The 14767-nt window shown below is 40.2% G+C and carries 14 protein-coding genes and 1 riboswitch; of the genes, 11 read left to right on the top strand and 3 right to left on the bottom strand.

Annotated elements, in window-relative coordinates:
* Nucleotides 1–49: 49 nt before the first annotated feature.
* Nucleotides 50–2179, bottom strand: coding sequence for a M3 family metallopeptidase (locus HQQ94_RS10055; RefSeq protein ID WP_173294296.1), 2130 nt, complete (start codon nucleotides 2177–2179; stop codon nucleotides 50–52).
* Between the two features lie 272 nt (nucleotides 2180–2451).
* Here HQQ94_RS10055 and htpX point away from each other — a divergent pair, with 272 nt between their 5' ends.
* The 10 genes from htpX (at nucleotide 2452) to HQQ94_RS10105 (ending at nucleotide 12248) form a co-directional block, all read left to right on the top strand.
* Nucleotides 2452–3312: a protease HtpX gene (gene htpX, locus HQQ94_RS10060; RefSeq protein WP_173294297.1), complete on the top strand. Its 861-nt coding sequence runs from the start codon at nucleotides 2452–2454 to the stop codon at nucleotides 3310–3312.
* A 922-nt stretch (nucleotides 3313–4234) separates the two neighbouring features.
* Nucleotides 4235–4867 (top strand): response regulator transcription factor, encoded by a 633-nt coding sequence (locus HQQ94_RS10065; RefSeq protein WP_173294298.1) that lies wholly within the window; start codon nucleotides 4235–4237, stop codon nucleotides 4865–4867.
* A 359-nt stretch (nucleotides 4868–5226) separates the two neighbouring features.
* Nucleotides 5227–5577 (top strand): purine nucleoside phosphoramidase, encoded by a 351-nt coding sequence (gene hinT, locus HQQ94_RS10070; protein WP_173294299.1) that lies wholly within the window; start codon nucleotides 5227–5229, stop codon nucleotides 5575–5577.
* An 80-nt stretch (nucleotides 5578–5657) separates the two neighbouring features.
* Nucleotides 5658–6047, top strand: a complete 390-nt coding sequence (locus HQQ94_RS10075; protein WP_173294300.1) for a YcfL family protein — start codon at nucleotides 5658–5660, stop codon at nucleotides 6045–6047.
* Nucleotides 6048–6149: 102 nt separating this feature from the next.
* A riboswitch (TPP riboswitch) is annotated at nucleotides 6150–6261 on the top strand.
* A 76-nt stretch (nucleotides 6262–6337) separates the two neighbouring features.
* Nucleotides 6338–8587, top strand: coding sequence for a TonB-dependent receptor (locus tag HQQ94_RS10080; protein WP_173294301.1), 2250 nt, complete (start codon nucleotides 6338–6340; stop codon nucleotides 8585–8587).
* 96 nt (nucleotides 8588–8683) lie between these two features.
* Nucleotides 8684–8944 carry a YkoF family thiamine/hydroxymethylpyrimidine-binding protein gene (locus HQQ94_RS10085; RefSeq protein WP_173294302.1) on the top strand — a complete coding sequence of 87 codons (261 nt, stop codon included), beginning with the start codon at nucleotides 8684–8686 and terminating at the stop codon, nucleotides 8942–8944.
* A gap of 108 nt (nucleotides 8945–9052) precedes the next feature.
* Nucleotides 9053–9691, top strand: coding sequence for a nicotinamide riboside transporter PnuC (gene pnuC, locus HQQ94_RS10090; protein ID WP_173294303.1), 639 nt, complete (start codon nucleotides 9053–9055; stop codon nucleotides 9689–9691).
* Nucleotides 9692–9752: 61 nt separating this feature from the next.
* Complete coding sequence (locus HQQ94_RS10095; protein ID WP_173294304.1) at nucleotides 9753–10775, top strand: phosphotransferase; 1023 nt, start codon at nucleotides 9753–9755, stop codon at nucleotides 10773–10775.
* A gap of 139 nt (nucleotides 10776–10914) precedes the next feature.
* On the top strand, nucleotides 10915–11505 hold the full coding sequence (locus HQQ94_RS10100) for a DoxX family protein (RefSeq protein ID WP_173294305.1): 591 nt from the start codon (nucleotides 10915–10917) through the stop codon (nucleotides 11503–11505).
* 194 nt (nucleotides 11506–11699) lie between these two features.
* A complete protein-coding gene (locus tag HQQ94_RS10105; RefSeq protein WP_173294306.1) occupies nucleotides 11700–12248 on the top strand; it encodes an NAD(P)H nitroreductase in 549 nt (182 codons plus the stop codon).
* A 119-nt stretch (nucleotides 12249–12367) separates the two neighbouring features.
* Here the strand turns inward: HQQ94_RS10105 and HQQ94_RS10110 are convergent, their stop codons facing one another.
* Together HQQ94_RS10110 and HQQ94_RS10115 are read right to left on the bottom strand one after the other, a co-directional pair.
* Nucleotides 12368–13114 carry an MBL fold metallo-hydrolase gene (locus tag HQQ94_RS10110; protein ID WP_173294307.1) on the bottom strand — a complete coding sequence of 249 codons (747 nt, stop codon included), beginning with the start codon at nucleotides 13112–13114 and terminating at the stop codon, nucleotides 12368–12370.
* A gap of 40 nt (nucleotides 13115–13154) precedes the next feature.
* A complete protein-coding gene (locus HQQ94_RS10115) occupies nucleotides 13155–13784 on the bottom strand; it encodes a chemotaxis protein (RefSeq protein WP_173294308.1) in 630 nt (209 codons plus the stop codon).
* Between the two features lie 503 nt (nucleotides 13785–14287).
* Here HQQ94_RS10115 and HQQ94_RS10120 point away from each other — a divergent pair.
* Complete coding sequence (locus tag HQQ94_RS10120; protein WP_375335718.1) at nucleotides 14288–14641, top strand: hypothetical protein; 354 nt, start codon at nucleotides 14288–14290, stop codon at nucleotides 14639–14641.
* The last annotated feature ends 126 nt before the right edge of the window (nucleotides 14642–14767 follow it).

A 14767-nucleotide genomic window follows, 5' to 3' on the forward strand; every position in this document is an offset into this window, starting at 1 on the left:
TGCCGATGGTGTTTGGGGGGATTAAATGGTGATAATATGGGGGATCTCGTTAGTCGTTCAATCCTCTGCGCAGAAGGAGGGCATCGGTGTTCGGTTTTTCTCCTCTAAAACGGATATAACTTTCCATTAGATCTTGACTATTACCTTTTGAAAGAATGGTCTCTCTATATTTATTGCCATTTTCTAGTGTTAAACCGCCGGTTGTTGCCATATAGGAAAAAGCATCGGCCGCTAATACTTCAGTCCATAAATAAGCGTAATACCCTGCTGAGTATCCACCGCCAAAACTGTGATTAAAATAGCTGGTTTTATATCGAGGAGGAACAGGTGCGTAATCTATGCCGTGTTTGGCAAGCATGTTATGTTCGAATGTCTCCACATTATCTATTTGAGTATTAGGCGTGATTGAATGCCATTCCATATCGATAATCGCAGCTGCTAAATACTCAGTGGTGTCGTGACCTTGATTAAACTTGTGAGACGCGAGTATCTTATTTAATAATGCGCTCGGGATCGGTTCACCTGTTTGGTAATGCTTAGCATAGTGAGAAATCACTTCAGGGTTGATGTCCCAATCTTCATTAAACTGAGAGGGGAACTCGACGAAATCACGTGCAGTGGCTGTCCCAGCGATACTAGGGTATTTCACCTTGGAAAATAATCCGTGAACAGCATGACCAAATTCATGGAACATAGTAGTGACCTCATCGAAGGTCATTAAGGTTGGATTTCCTGCTGCTGGCTTAGGAATATTGAGTGCATTGTAGACAACGGGATGAGTACCTAAAAGATCCGATTGTGTGACAAATTCATCCATCCAAGCACCACCATTTTTACCCGGTCTTGCGTAGGGATCGAGGTAGAAAATACCAATAGAGCTTGCATCCTTGTTAAACACTTCGAATGCCATGACATCTTTGTGCCATACAGGCAGATCTGTACGGGGTTTTATGTCGATACCATAGAGTCTGTTCATGGCATAAAATAACCCATCTTCTAATACACGATTAAATTCGAAATATGGTTTAATTAAACTTTCATCTAAGCTGTATTTTTGTTTGCGGACTTTTTCTGCATAAAATGCCCAATCCCATGGCTGTAGCTCAAACGTTGCGCCCTCTTTGTTCATTATGTCTCGAATGTCTTGCGATTCAGTTTTGGTTTTGGCGACGGCTTTAGGCACGAGATCATCGAGGATGGCAAATACTGCGTCGGGTGTTTTAGCCATCTGATCGGCAACAGTATAGGCTGCCCACGTTGGGTAACCCAGTAGCACTGCTTTATCAGCACGCAGTTGTGCCATTTTGATGGCTAAGGGACCATTATTGCTTTTTGCTCGCTGTGATGACGTTTGCCATATTTTTTGACGTAGCTCTCGATTGGTTAAACTTGCCAGTATGGGCTGTCTAGTGGTGTTGACTAGCGTGATCATATAGCCTTTTTCACCCGCTGAATCAGCGGCTGTTGCGAGGGAAGCAATTTCATTGTCCGATAAGCCATCAAGTAGGGCTTTATCGTTAACCACAATGACATCATGTTTAAATGATGCTAACACATTTTGTGAAAAATCAGCACTTGCTTTTGCCAGTAACGTATTGATACTGCGTATTTTAACCTGATCCTGCAATGACAATTTGGCGCCCGCACGAAGAAAGTCATTGTAATAAATTTCAGTCAGGTATTTTTGTTCGCCTTTCAGTAAATTTCTATTTTGGTAAATACTCTCTACTCGCGAAAAAAGTGCTTGATTAAGGTAGATATTATCTTCGTGGTGGGTAAGTTCTGGGAGGATATTATTTTCTATTTTCAACATGCTATCATCAGACATTAGCGCTGATAAATTAAAAAAAGCACGGGAGACCCGGTTTAGTTGCTCACCTGATGTTTCCATTGCAGAGATAGTATTGTCAAACGTGGCTGAAGCGGTGTTATTAACGATAGCCGCAATTTCTGTATTGTGTTGCTTCATTCCGAGTCGAAATGCAGGTAAGTAATCGCTTGAAACGATTTGATCGAATTGAGGGGCTTGGTCTTGTAATGGACTTGGATAAAATAATACGTTGTCTATTGTCTGTGTGCTCATATTGACCTTTATGTGGGGTTGAGCGGGATCAATCACTTGAGTAGAGCATCCATTTAAAACAAATACTATGCCAATTGTTATTAGATTCTTGCGCATATGAAATCTCTTCTTCTTTATTTGTTGGTGAACCTTTTTATTCGTTAACTTGTGTTGTTAACTTTTATCTGAACACCCTAGCAAGGTTTAAGCCTACTGCATAATGTTAAATCTGGATCATTGTGGATCTTTTCCTGCCATGTATGATTTACGCAGTCGTTATAGTGTGTGTTTTATTTTTGATTTCTCCCTTGAATTTTCATTTTTAGGACATATTATGTCTTTAACGATGTAGGATCTGGTACTCAAGTACCTAATTAGGAGCTTAGTTAATGCGTATTTTATTATTGATAGCAACCAATATGGCAATTTTACTTGTCGCATCAATTGTGATGTCACTGCTGGGTGTTAATACCTCGACGATGGGAGGTCTCTTGGTGTTTGCCGCGCTCTTTGGTTTCGGTGGTGCTTTTATTAGCTTGGCTATTTCTAAATGGATGGCAAAGAAAACCATGGGGTGTGAAGTGATCACCAATCCACGTGATAACACTGAACGCTGGTTAGTTGACACGGTGGCTCGTCAAGCTAAGCAAGCTGGGATTAAGATGCCTGAAGTGGCTATTTATCAGTCAGAAGAACTTAATGCTTTTGCGACTGGGCCAAGTAAAGATAATGCATTAGTGGCAGTCAGTAGTGGGTTGCTTTATGGCATGAGTCAAGATGAAATAGAAGGCGTATTAGCACACGAAGTGAGTCATGTGGCCAATGGCGACATGGTGACATTAACGTTAATCCAAGGTGTGGTAAATACTTTTGTCATCTTTGCTGCTCGCGTGGTCGCGGGAATGATTAATAATGTTGTGTCAAGTAATGACGAAGAGGGTGAAGGTTTAGGGATGTTCGCTTATATGGCGGTGGTTTTTGTCTTGGATATGTTGTTTGGTATTTTAGCTTCGATGATTGTGGCTTATTTTTCACGCATTCGAGAGTTTAAGGCCGATGAGGGTGCAGCTAAACTTGCCGGTAAAGAAAAGATGATTGCGGCTCTTGAGCGTTTACGCCAAGGTCCAGCTACGGGAGCGATGCCTGCTCAAATGTCTGCACTGGGTATCAATGGTAAGAAGTCCATGTCAGAATTGATGATGAGCCACCCTCCTTTGGAAAAACGCATTGCTGCACTTCGCAATCGTTGATTTTATTAAGTATATTGACAATTCATCTTAAGGTGAATTGTCAATCATATAGAGAAGTGACCGAGTTCAGGGGCGTTAATTGCGCCTGAATCCATTCAGTGTAATTCAATATTTCATAACGAAAACATAGGTTGCTTCTCCTCATGCTCTGCAGGAGTTCCGATAAAATACCTGCATCAACAAGGGAATAACCATTGCCTCAATCACTGCCTTATTCTGCCATCCTATTGTGACTCTAAAACGGCTTCTTGAAGTGGCTTGAGTATCTCTCTTTGTCGCCCCGACAGATAGTCAGCTTGCTGGCTTGGATAATATTATTTATATGCTGGTTTTCTATACTGAAAGTAAAAATTTCATCTCTATGTCTACAGTAATTAGCTTTAGTCATGTTAGCTTTTAGAGAGTTAACAAAAAATTAATGTTTTTTTACTTAATAGAGCTTTGAAATACACTCAAATTGCTACATAATAGCAACAATTAAATGTGGACCAGATTTTGTTTAAATATAATCCATAAGAGTTTGATATAGCTTTATAAAGTGTTAGTAGTTAAGTATTAGGTCGAAGGTGAGAATAGCCGTTCGGCACAATAACCTTAATACTTTATGTTGACGATGTTAACAGCTATCCCTTACATACTATGCATTAGCGGTTGTTAGTGCCGTTCGTTCTTTTTCTAATACGTACCTACAGAAAAAGGATCACCACTTTAACACAAGCGGCCTTTAAACAGAATAGTGAAGTGTGCTTGTTATTATGCCCCCAGAGCCGATGAATAATACAAGGCTTGAGGGCGGAACTCTTTACTATTTTGTTGATAACCTAAGTAAGTAATAGGTTACAGGCTTTATTTGGTATCACTCATATTTTGTTGCCTCTAGGGGTTGTCAATATGGTTAATTTTGTCGACATGGAGTCGCAGTATGTTTAAAGTCATAAACTGGGTCGTCATTTCTCGATCTAATCTTCTCACTGATTTACTTGATACTCGTTGGCCTCAAGAGTTTTTAGTCAAGTTACTTAAAATACCTCCAGAGAATGTCGAGCTTGAGGTTACAAATGGAGATTTCTCACTGATTATCATCGATCTAGCGACGGTTGATATTCAAAAGGCATATCAAATTCAGCGTTTCGTTGAAAAAAAATTATCTGCACGGGTTGTTTTTTTACACTTCCCTAGGCAAATAGATGCGCGTTTTCTTATTCATTCAACAGTGACAGCAGGAGTCTTTTTTTGTAATACGACTTTGGAAACAATCGGTCATAGTTTGGGAAATATTTTAAGAGGTCAGTCTGTTATACCAGCAGAGCTGCTACAGCGAAATCAAGATAATGTATCTCAAGTTGATGGCACTGATAGCCTCACAATGCGTGAAAGAGAGGTTTTGCAAGCACTGCTAAGAGGCAGTACAAATGTGGATATAGCCAATCAACTTTTTGTGAGTGAAAGTACGATTAAAACTCACCTTTATCGCGCTTTTAGAAAGATTGGTGTGTCGAGTCGAGGTCAAGCTATTGCATGGGCACAAACTCATTTGCATGAGGTACGTCATTAGATAATAGTATATTAATTAAGACTTAATTGAGTGTTTACTGAGCGTTTTATAGTGAATTAAAATGCTCAGTAAATAAAATTTAAGTCGTTGAAGATAGTTAATTAACGAAGCCCTGCCTTTAATCTATATTGGAGGGTTTATCGATTCATTTCTCCTTGCTGTTTCAATGTTTATGTTGTTCCTTTCATTTTTAGTTTCTTGTTAATAATACCTAGGCCACTTCCATATAAACAATAAATATAGCTATTAATTTCAAAGTTATGTGTCTTTAAATTGGTATGACAAATACAGTGGTGCACTCCCAATTTCGATAATTACAGGTATACTCCTAACATTGAGTTTATAAAGAGGAATAATAAGTGGCAGAAGAAACTATTTTTAGTAAAATTATACGTAGAGAAATCCCCGCAGATATCTTATTTCAAGATGATTTGGTAACCGCGTTTCGTGATATCAATCCTCTGGCTCCAAGCCATATCTTGATTATTCCTAATCATCTTATTGCTACTGTCAATGATGTTAAAGCTTCAGATGAGAGAGCATTAGGTCGTATGATGACCGTTGCTGCCAAAATTGCTGAAGAGGAGGGGATAGCTAACGATGGATACCGGTTAATTATGAACTGTAATAAACATGGTGGTCAGGAGGTTTATCATATTCATATGCATTTAGTCGGTGGTAGACCTTTAGGGCGGATATTAGCAACGTAAAGATAACCATCGCGTAGAGAACACCATTTTATGGGGCATTCATGGCTCCGTTAACGTTAAGATCCGTCTGAGAATACACAATGATAAAATTTATTTTAGTGATTACTTTTGCCTTATTTATGAGTGCATGCGCACCACATTCCGCTGGATTAATGGCCAGTTCAACCGGTGAGGTGAGAGTCGATAATCGATCATTTGCGAGTGAAATTAGCGTTGAACAGCTTAAATCTCGTCAGCAAGAAGGTTTTTTACAAGGATCAGGCTTGATCATAAGTAAAGTTGCTACTTCTCTTCGTCTCCAATATAAGTTTACGTGGTATGACATTAATGGCTATTCACTTGACGATGAAGGTGTGGCGTGGAAATCATTAAAAATTCATGGAAAACAGCAAATTCAAGTGTCTGGTGTTTCACCTAGTGCTAATGCCGTTAGGTATGAATTGTATGTGAGGATGGCTTTTTCTAACTAACTTATTTTTGCATCGACATGAGTGCCAACATGTAAGTTGGCATTTTTTATGTGCAAATGACCACACAAGTATGTCAATCATTTGTATTAATCATGTATAATCGCTAGCGCCAAGGGGTGATATCGTATTATATACGGTATCTGAGATGTCATGTGACAAACCCTTTGAACCTGATCCGGCTTATACCGGCGTAGGAATGGGCCAATTTTTGATTTTTCAATCATGATCAAATTCAATATCCTTTCTCGCTTTTCAATTGCCGGATCTCAAAATAATCATTTGGGGTCCTCATGTCTGTTTCAAAACGGTTTACGATAAAAAAAATGTCACCAGCAGCGCTGGTAGTTTCGAGTGTGCTGACTAGTTTCTATGCGCTATCTGCTGAACAGAACCAAGATTCTGAACTAGAGGATGAAATGGAAGTGGTGGTGGTTGCATCAGACTTTCGTGGCACGGCGATTGAAAAGATGCCGTCTAGTGTCACGATTATCGATCAACAACAGATTGAAGATGAAGGTGCGCAGCACTTTGAAGATATATTAAATTCCATCGCGAATTTGAATTGGTCAGGAGGAAGCTCAAGACCTAAATATTTTCAAATCAGAGGTGTGGGTGAGCAAGAGGAATATCAAGGTGCACCTAATTCTTCGGTCGGTTACATTATTGATGATATCGATATGTCAGGGTTAGGCATGATATCGAGTATGTACGACTTACAGCAAGTTGAAGTGCTTCGTGGACCTCAAGGCACCCGTTATGGCGCCAATGCGCTTGCTGGGCTTATTTATCTTAAAAGTAATGACCCTACCGATGTGTTTGAGCATGGTGCGGAAGTCTCTGTCGGTGACGATGCATTGACAACTTTTAGTGGTTTTAGTTCAGGACCATTAACCGATTCCGGCAAGTTATTGTATCGCGTCTCATTACAACAACATAATCAAAATGGTTACCAAGATAATCTCTATCTAGGCCGTGATGACACCAATGCTCGTGATGAATTTACTGGCCGAGCAAAATTGCGCTGGTATGCCACGGACGATTTAGAGGTGGACTTAACCTTGTTGCATGCCAATTATGATAATGGCTATGATGTGTGGACTTTGGACAATAATGGTGAAAATACGCTGACCGATGCCCCTGGTGTTGATAAGCAGCGCACCACAGGCAGTTCACTTAAGTTTACTTATACGGGGGCCGACAAATTTGAGCTGGTTTCTTTGACGTCTTATGCCAATTCACAAACAGATTATAATTACGATGGTGATTGGGCTAACCCTGATTATTGGGCTGGTTTGGATTGTGGCGTGTCTATAGGCACTAAACCTTGTGTTTATAACGCGACTTGGGATAAAGAGGGAGAGAGAACGACTTTATCTCAAGAATTAAGGTTATCTTCTAATGATGCCGGCAGAATATTTTTAAATTCTACTAATTGGTTAATTGGTGTTTATTATTCCCGCTTAGATGAGGAGAACCTAACGACTGATTATTCTAAATACAATTCAGGAAAACTAGCTCCGTTATATAATGAGAGAACTAAATATTTAGATGCGAGTTATAATGCGAATACTTACGCTGTTTTTGGTCAAATAGATACCGACTATTCTAATGGTTATTTATTGTCTATAGGACTTCGCCTAGAGGGCCGCCAGAGTGACTATGAAGATAGCGGCCGTAAAGAGGATAAAGATGGCCATGTTATTGATGTCAATGGTCAGGAATTTGATCCAAGTGAAACAATGTGGGGTGGTCATGTCGCCCTTAGTAAAACCCTGAACCATGATCATGAGGCGTATATGCGAGTCGCTCGAGGTTACAAAGCGGGCGGTTTTAACATGTCACTTCCTGTGGAGCTGTCTGATAAGAAAGAGTATGACACCGAGACCTTGTATAATTATGAAATAGGTTTGAAGTCCATTTGGCTCGATGGGGCTGCCAATACTAACTTCTCATTGTTTTATATGGACAGGCGAGATCAACAAGTTGCTGCATCGCAACAGAATCCAGATGATATCTCTGAGTTTATTCTCTATACCGAAAATGCCGGTAGTTCGCATAACTATGGCGCAGAACTAGATGGTACTTGGTATGCGACCAATAATCTTAAGCTATATACCAGTCTTGGGTGGTTAGAAACGGCCTATGGAGATTATGCATACCAGGATGGAGGTGGGAATACCGTGGATTTAAGCGGGCGTGAGCTGGCGCATTCTCCTCAATTCACTTACAGTGCTGGTGCGACTTATCGTACCGACTCTGGCTGGTTTGCGAATGTAACAGGTAGTGGTAAAAGTGATTTTTATTACTCAGACAGCAACGAGTCAAAATCACAAGCTTATACCATTTTTAATGCCCGTGTGGGTTATGAAGCTGAGTACTGGTCAGCCTATTTATGGGGACGTAACTTGTTTGATGAGCAATACGGCACCCGAGGGTTTTATTTTGGTAATGAGCCGGATCAAGATTGGGCTGACAAGCAATACATCCGCTATGGCGATCCTCGTCAATTAGGGTTAACTGTTAGTGTTAAGTTCCTTTAGTAAAGGTGACTCGGTTTACATGCCCGATCATCTTTATTGATATGTGTATCAATATTTATTATTTGGCCGCACTAGAAGGCGGCCTAAGGTCATAAAATGAAATTAACTGCAGAAATTAGTTGTTACCCTTTACAAGATAACTATTTAGATCCCATTCTATGGTTTATTGCTCGAGTCGATAGCTATGTAAATATAGAGCGAAAAACCAATGCCATGGCAACTCAAGTGTGTGGTGAGTATAAAGAGGTGATGGATATGTTGGCCACTGAAATGGAAGCAGCCCACGAGAAATGGGGTAAAGCTGTGTTTGTGTGTAAGTTTATCGGCGGTGAACTAAACCTATCTCATACTCAATAGTGCAGTAATAATGAATCGTAATCACCTTAAATATTACTAATATCAGGCTCCGCTCTCACTTTTTAGAGATGCATTGTTTAGACTAATTAAATCAGAATGGATGATTCAATGACAGACTTTTGGTCAGCATTATTAAGCACATTAACAGGTGCTTTCTCTCAAGCCAATGCATTGACCGCCTGGGAAGCACTAGCGGTGGTGTTAGCTGCAGCCTATTTGGTACTGGCGATGAAAGGCAGTATCTGGTGTTGGTTTGCCGCTTTTACGAGTACGGCCATTTATACTGCCCTGTTTTGGAAGGTATCATTGTTAATGGAGTCAGTACTGAATATCTACTATATGGCGATGGCGATATATGGTTTTCAGCAATGGTCTAAAGATAGGCAAGGTAACCATAGCGGTGTTATTTCATGGAGCCTTGTTCGACATCTGCAGATGATATTGATCACTGCGTTGATCTCGATATCTATTGGGTTTGTTATGACAAATTATACTCAAGCATCATACCCTTATCTCGATGCTGCTACGACTTGTTATGCTGTTATGACAACGTATTTAGTGGCTAAAAAAGTGTTAGAAAATTGGTTATATTGGGTCGTTATCGACTTATTTTCAATCTATCTTTACCTACAAAAGGGCTTAATGTTAACCTCTTTGTTGTTTATTGTGTATGTGGGCATGGCTATTGGTGGTTACTTTTTGTGGCGTTCAAGCATGCGGAATGAAAACTTAACCGTGATCAGTTAAGTTGCATGCTTCAGTTTACGGTGGCGTTTTCCTCAATGACCTTGTTTAAGTTGATCTATTTATGAATCAAGCTGAGAAGCTACTGGCGATATTACCCCATTTTGTGGTCGATGATCTTACTCTATTTGGATTAAAGTTATCTTATTCATCCAAGGTAATAAGGCTTACCCATGGATTAAGTAACGTCAATTACCTGATCACTGATGGTGAACGTCAATGGGTGTTACGCAGCAACTCATCGGCGAGTGACAAACTTTGTGATCGTCAAGCAGAAGTGAAAAATTGGCGCTTGGCAGCGGATGCCGGATTAGCACCTTGTTTGTATTATGTCAGCCCTGATCATACTTATTTTCTCAGTGAATACATTAAGGAAGATCCTGACAATCAATGGTCTGATTTACTTTGTACTCATGCCCCTCTAATTGATGATCCGTTAAATAAACCCAATGCTCATCGACAATTGTTAGCCCTTTTACTTGGACTGGCTAAATTAGCTGTGCCGGATAATGTGATTGAGGTGTCTACTCAGTGGCGGATATATCGGGATCAATTGCTTGCTATGCAGGGTCAAAGTTTACGGGTAAAAAACAGTGAGATAATCAAGCAATGGCAAGTACACTTGCAGCAACTGTTGGACGTGGAGGAAAAAATAGACCAATGGCTTGCAGAGTTAGATGAATGTCACTTAGCCAGTCAATATAGCCATAGAGACCTCAACCCTCATAATCTATTGTTTAAAAATGGGAAAGTTTTTTGTATTGATTTTGAATATGCCTGTGGATCACATCCTTTGTTTGATCTTGCCGTCGTATTGTCGACTCATCGGCTGTCGACTCTGCAGCGAGAAGCATTAATTGAGTCTTATTTACTCGGCCATCCTAAACTCACCATAGCGGCTAAATCGGCATTACCTGCAGCTGTTAATGTTTATTGGATATTTGCGGCCTGTTGGTCATTGTTAATGGCATCTGATAATGTATTTTATGGCGAAAAGCGGGTTAATAGTATTGAACATAATCACAATCCACATGGCGCACAAGTCTACCTTGATTATTTTGAACAATTTTTACTTTTGATAGACTAAGCTATGTACTAGTCGCTTCAACACACTGATTTTTGTGGAATACTGAGAGTTAAAATTAAGTTGATAGAAATAAGAACTGTTTGAAATAAAATTCTCCTGTTGGAGGTCTATTTAAGCAATAATAGAAAAAGGAATGATCATGTTAATTATTAATTTATATCAAAGATTTGTCGACTTACTCAGTTATTTCGAGGGGATAGCGCCTCTTGCGCTTAGGCTTTACCTTGCACCAGTGCTTATGCAAGCAGGTTATAATAAATTATCTCACTTTAGCGACTCAGCTGCTTGGTTCGGCAATCCTGATTGGGGATTAGGGTTACCTTTTCCTGAAGTGATGGTGTCTCTGGCTGCTGGCACTGAGTTGATTGGAGGTGGCTTGCTTATTTTTGGATTGGCGACTCGTCTCATTGCTATCCCACTTATGGTCACTATGTTGGTGGCTGCGTTTGCTGTCCATTGGGATAACGGTTGGTTGGCTATTGCTGATGTTAATTCTTGGCTGGCCAATGATCAGGTACTTGCAGCGGGAGATAAATTGAGTGCAGCGAAGGCATTGTTACAGGAAAATGGCAATTACGAATGGTTAACAAGTTCAGGTAACTTTGTGGTGCTGAATAACGGTATTGAATTTGCTATCACTTATTTATTTATGTTGCTAGCGCTGTTATTTATGGGAGGAGGTCGTTATACCAGCATGGATTATTATATTACTAAGTCACTTAATAAATAGAGTCAATAATTTACTGCTTCTAGAAGTCAGATTAAACCAACATCAAATCCCACCATTTCGGTGGGATTTTTGTATGAGAAACAGGGATTTTTTGCTATTATTCTTGTTTGTTATAGACAGTATTTATCGGTATTAAGCTGTGATAGATCTGAGTCGAACACAGGTTTATTCCGATTGACATATAGGAGCCTCCATTGGACGCTATTGAATTATTGCTAACAAGACAGTCATGTCCTCGTCTTGCTGAGCCAGGTCCTGATAAAGAACAATTGAACATGATACTCGATGCGGGTGCTAGAGTCCCAGATCACGGAGGTCTAGCACCTTGGGAATTTGTGATTGCCCAAGGTGATGGTCTCGCGCGTTTAGGGCAAGTATTTGTCGATGCAGCGATTAGCAATCAGGCTAGTGAGGTGGCGCAAAAAAGAGCATTGTCTATGCCACTTCGCGCTCCTATGGTGATAGTGGTGGTCGCTAAACCAGTTGAACATGATAAAATTCCTCAACTTGAGCAGGTTATTGCTGCAAGTTGCGCTACGATGGCGATGCAGCAAGCTGCATTTGCATCCGGTTTAGGGGCTATTTGGCGAACAGGCAGTGTCGCCTTTGATCCTAAAGTGAATGCAGGTTTAGGGTTAACGGAACATGATCAGATTGTGGGCTTTTTGTATATCGGTACCCCAGTAGTTAACGCTCCTATTAAGGCGAGTAAGCAAGGAAGTGACTTCGCACGATACTTCTAAATATCACGATGACTTGTGCATCCAAACGTCAGATTACATTTTTGATGGAGTAAGGCTCATGCTGGGTAATTCATGAGCCTTTGAAGGTAATTATGTGAGTTACTTATTGAATTTTCATGTTAGTTTGATGCATGTGTGATGGCTTGACCGACTTCGAGTTTTTCAAACCAATCGAGGAACTGTCCGACTTGTTTGCCGGTAAAAATCCTTCCATGTTGAGGACACATATATTCAATGTCTAGCTTTCGGACTCTTGCTATCCAGTCATTCTTAGCGGCATTTGACGGCATCCATCTTTGATGAAAAAAAGTCATTTTTTTCGCATGGCTTTCAAAATCGTCAACAAAAATACTGGCATTGGGATCTTCTAGTGCAGCACCCACATCACCGCTCATTAAGACTCTGGTTGCTGGATCATAAACATGAAAGTTACCCGATGAATGTAGATAGTGCGCAGGAATAAATTGCACTTCAGTTTGATCCAATATTAATCGGCTGCCTTCATCTGGAAGTGCTTCATATTGAATGTTATTCATACCAAAATGACGAATAAATCCTTCCCAAATCCAAGGTGAATACAGTTTGGCTTCGGGTAACGTTTGATCCCAAAGTCCAAGTGAAGAGATGATATCCGGATCTTGGTGTGATGCGAAAAGATGGGTGAGTTGTTCAAGAGGAATATGTTTGACAATACTGGCCAACATGGGCGCAAAAAGTTCAATACCACCAGGATCCATTAAAAGGGCTTTGTGTTCAGTCACTATCATATACTGGTTAGTATCGATAATTTTTTCAGGCTTTTCAGGATCTCGTCCAAAATAAATCCATTTGTGGGTGGGGGTTTCAACGAGTACTTGACTCTTCATTAGTGTGGTATCCCTGATAAACTTGCATAATAGACATAAATTAGGCAGCTTTTTTGGTTACTGATGTATCAAAAAGTGAAATAGCGTTATCCACCCTCTGACGAATTTTATTAGCAACAAAATCAACGCGATTAGCGACATCATTAAATGTGGCTTGATTTGCCACATCAACACGACAGGCCTCAATTCGACAAATCGAGGCCAGAATATTGGCGGTTCTTAGGTTACGTTTAAGTTCATGGAGTTGTGTCTCCATTTGGTTCATAATTTTTTTAAAAGAATCTTGAAGTTGAGAGTAACGATGAGAAATATGCTGATATGCGGGTAAAATAGTATTGCCATATGGTGCATTGTGCGAATCATGTTTTGCTTTTTCAAAATGCTTTAGTGCAGTGGCAGCTCTTGCTGTTTCTGTCGCCATTTTACTGGCTTTATTGGCGAGTAAGTTAATGTCGGTTGCTGCTTTCATCGTGTAATTAGAGAGGTCATCAATAAAGCCAGTTAATGCTTTAAATCCCAATGCAGCATTGCCGACCCTCGATGAGGCAGCTTGCGCATTGCTGGCAGTAAGATTAATTTGCTTGCAGTAAGTTAATGTATGATTGAGCTCTGCGGCAACCACAGCAGCGATCACATAATACTGGCTGAATTCAGCTCGTGTCCTTGACATAGTGACGGCTTCCTCTGCAAAATTAAACAAAGTATAGTCTAAAAATCAGCGAGTAAAGATGCTAATGAATATTTGGTTTGTGAGTGAAAAACAGCCAGATTTAACGACGCTTAATGATCCAGAAAGGATGATTTTCTAGGGCTTTGTATTTATACCCAAGCCACATCAATGTGCTCGTTTCAGAGTCTACATAGGATGGTTTAATCCTGCATTTTGAGGTCATTTGGGGATAATGTGGTGTTGTTAGAAAATCGACAATCGTGATGCAAGTGGTGCCAAAATGTAACGCCTAACGGTGGAACACATAAAACGGATTTTGTTTTCTATTCACTTGATATTCAGTGATAACTAAAGTAGAACTGACCAGCATAAAGTCATTTCATTATCTTATGATTGGAAGCATCATGTTGAGTTCTATTTTTATTAAGTTTACTGCAGGTGTTAACCTGAGAAAACCATCCCTGATTATTATTCCTGTTGGTCTTTTGTTGAGTGCTTCTGCTATGGCAGTGGTGAGTCCAAGCGAAGCGGAACTCGCTTTTAATCATGAGGTTCTGGAGTGTGCTTCTTATTATCAGATAAGTTCCAATGCGATTGCCAGTATGAACGTGCCTCAAATGAAAGCGGTCGGTGATCGCTTGCTCGTTTCTGCTGAGCAGGCTGTTGGACTGGCGGAGCAATATCAGAACAAGAACCAGGTGTCGAGCACGCTGGCTGCTATCAAGGACAAGCAGTTATCGAGCCTACCGAGTGACAAAAGTTTAGCTTCTTTAATGGGGAAATATAAAGTCACTTGCCAGTCACTGTTAGCTGAGCCACAAAAGCGACTCGATTACTGGATTATGGCCACCATGTAATTTTTATCAAAAGCCGCATTATAAAGGTTTCGCAATCATTAATGTGAATTGCTGAAAGCATTTAGTGTCATAACCTGTCTATGTTTCTATGACATACACATTCAAATATAAATGAAATAATGGATA

The organism is Shewanella sp. VB17 (assembly GCF_013248905.1).
Lineage (GTDB): Bacteria > Pseudomonadota > Gammaproteobacteria > Enterobacterales > Shewanellaceae > Shewanella.

Coding starts and splice junctions, on each gene's coding strand:
- HQQ94_RS10055 (WP_173294296.1), bottom strand. CDS start 2,179: ATGCGCAAGAATCTAATAACAATTGGCATAGTATTTGTTTTAAATGGA.
- htpX (WP_173294297.1), top strand. CDS start 2,452: ATGCGTATTTTATTATTGATAGCAACCAATATGGCAATTTTACTTGTC.
- HQQ94_RS10065 (WP_173294298.1), top strand. CDS start 4,235: ATGTTTAAAGTCATAAACTGGGTCGTCATTTCTCGATCTAATCTTCTC.
- HQQ94_RS10075 (WP_173294300.1), top strand. CDS start 5,658: ATGATAAAATTTATTTTAGTGATTACTTTTGCCTTATTTATGAGTGCA.
- HQQ94_RS10080 (WP_173294301.1), top strand. CDS start 6,338: ATGTCTGTTTCAAAACGGTTTACGATAAAAAAAATGTCACCAGCAGCG.
- HQQ94_RS10085 (WP_173294302.1), top strand. CDS start 8,684: ATGAAATTAACTGCAGAAATTAGTTGTTACCCTTTACAAGATAACTAT.
- pnuC (WP_173294303.1), top strand. CDS start 9,053: ATGACAGACTTTTGGTCAGCATTATTAAGCACATTAACAGGTGCTTTC.
- HQQ94_RS10095 (WP_173294304.1), top strand. CDS start 9,753: ATGAATCAAGCTGAGAAGCTACTGGCGATATTACCCCATTTTGTGGTC.
- HQQ94_RS10100 (WP_173294305.1), top strand. CDS start 10,915: ATGTTAATTATTAATTTATATCAAAGATTTGTCGACTTACTCAGTTAT.
- HQQ94_RS10110 (WP_173294307.1), bottom strand. CDS start 13,114: ATGAAGAGTCAAGTACTCGTTGAAACCCCCACCCACAAATGGATTTAT.
- HQQ94_RS10115 (WP_173294308.1), bottom strand. CDS start 13,784: ATGTCAAGGACACGAGCTGAATTCAGCCAGTATTATGTGATCGCTGCT.
- HQQ94_RS10120 (WP_375335718.1), top strand. CDS start 14,288: ATGGCAGTGGTGAGTCCAAGCGAAGCGGAACTCGCTTTTAATCATGAG.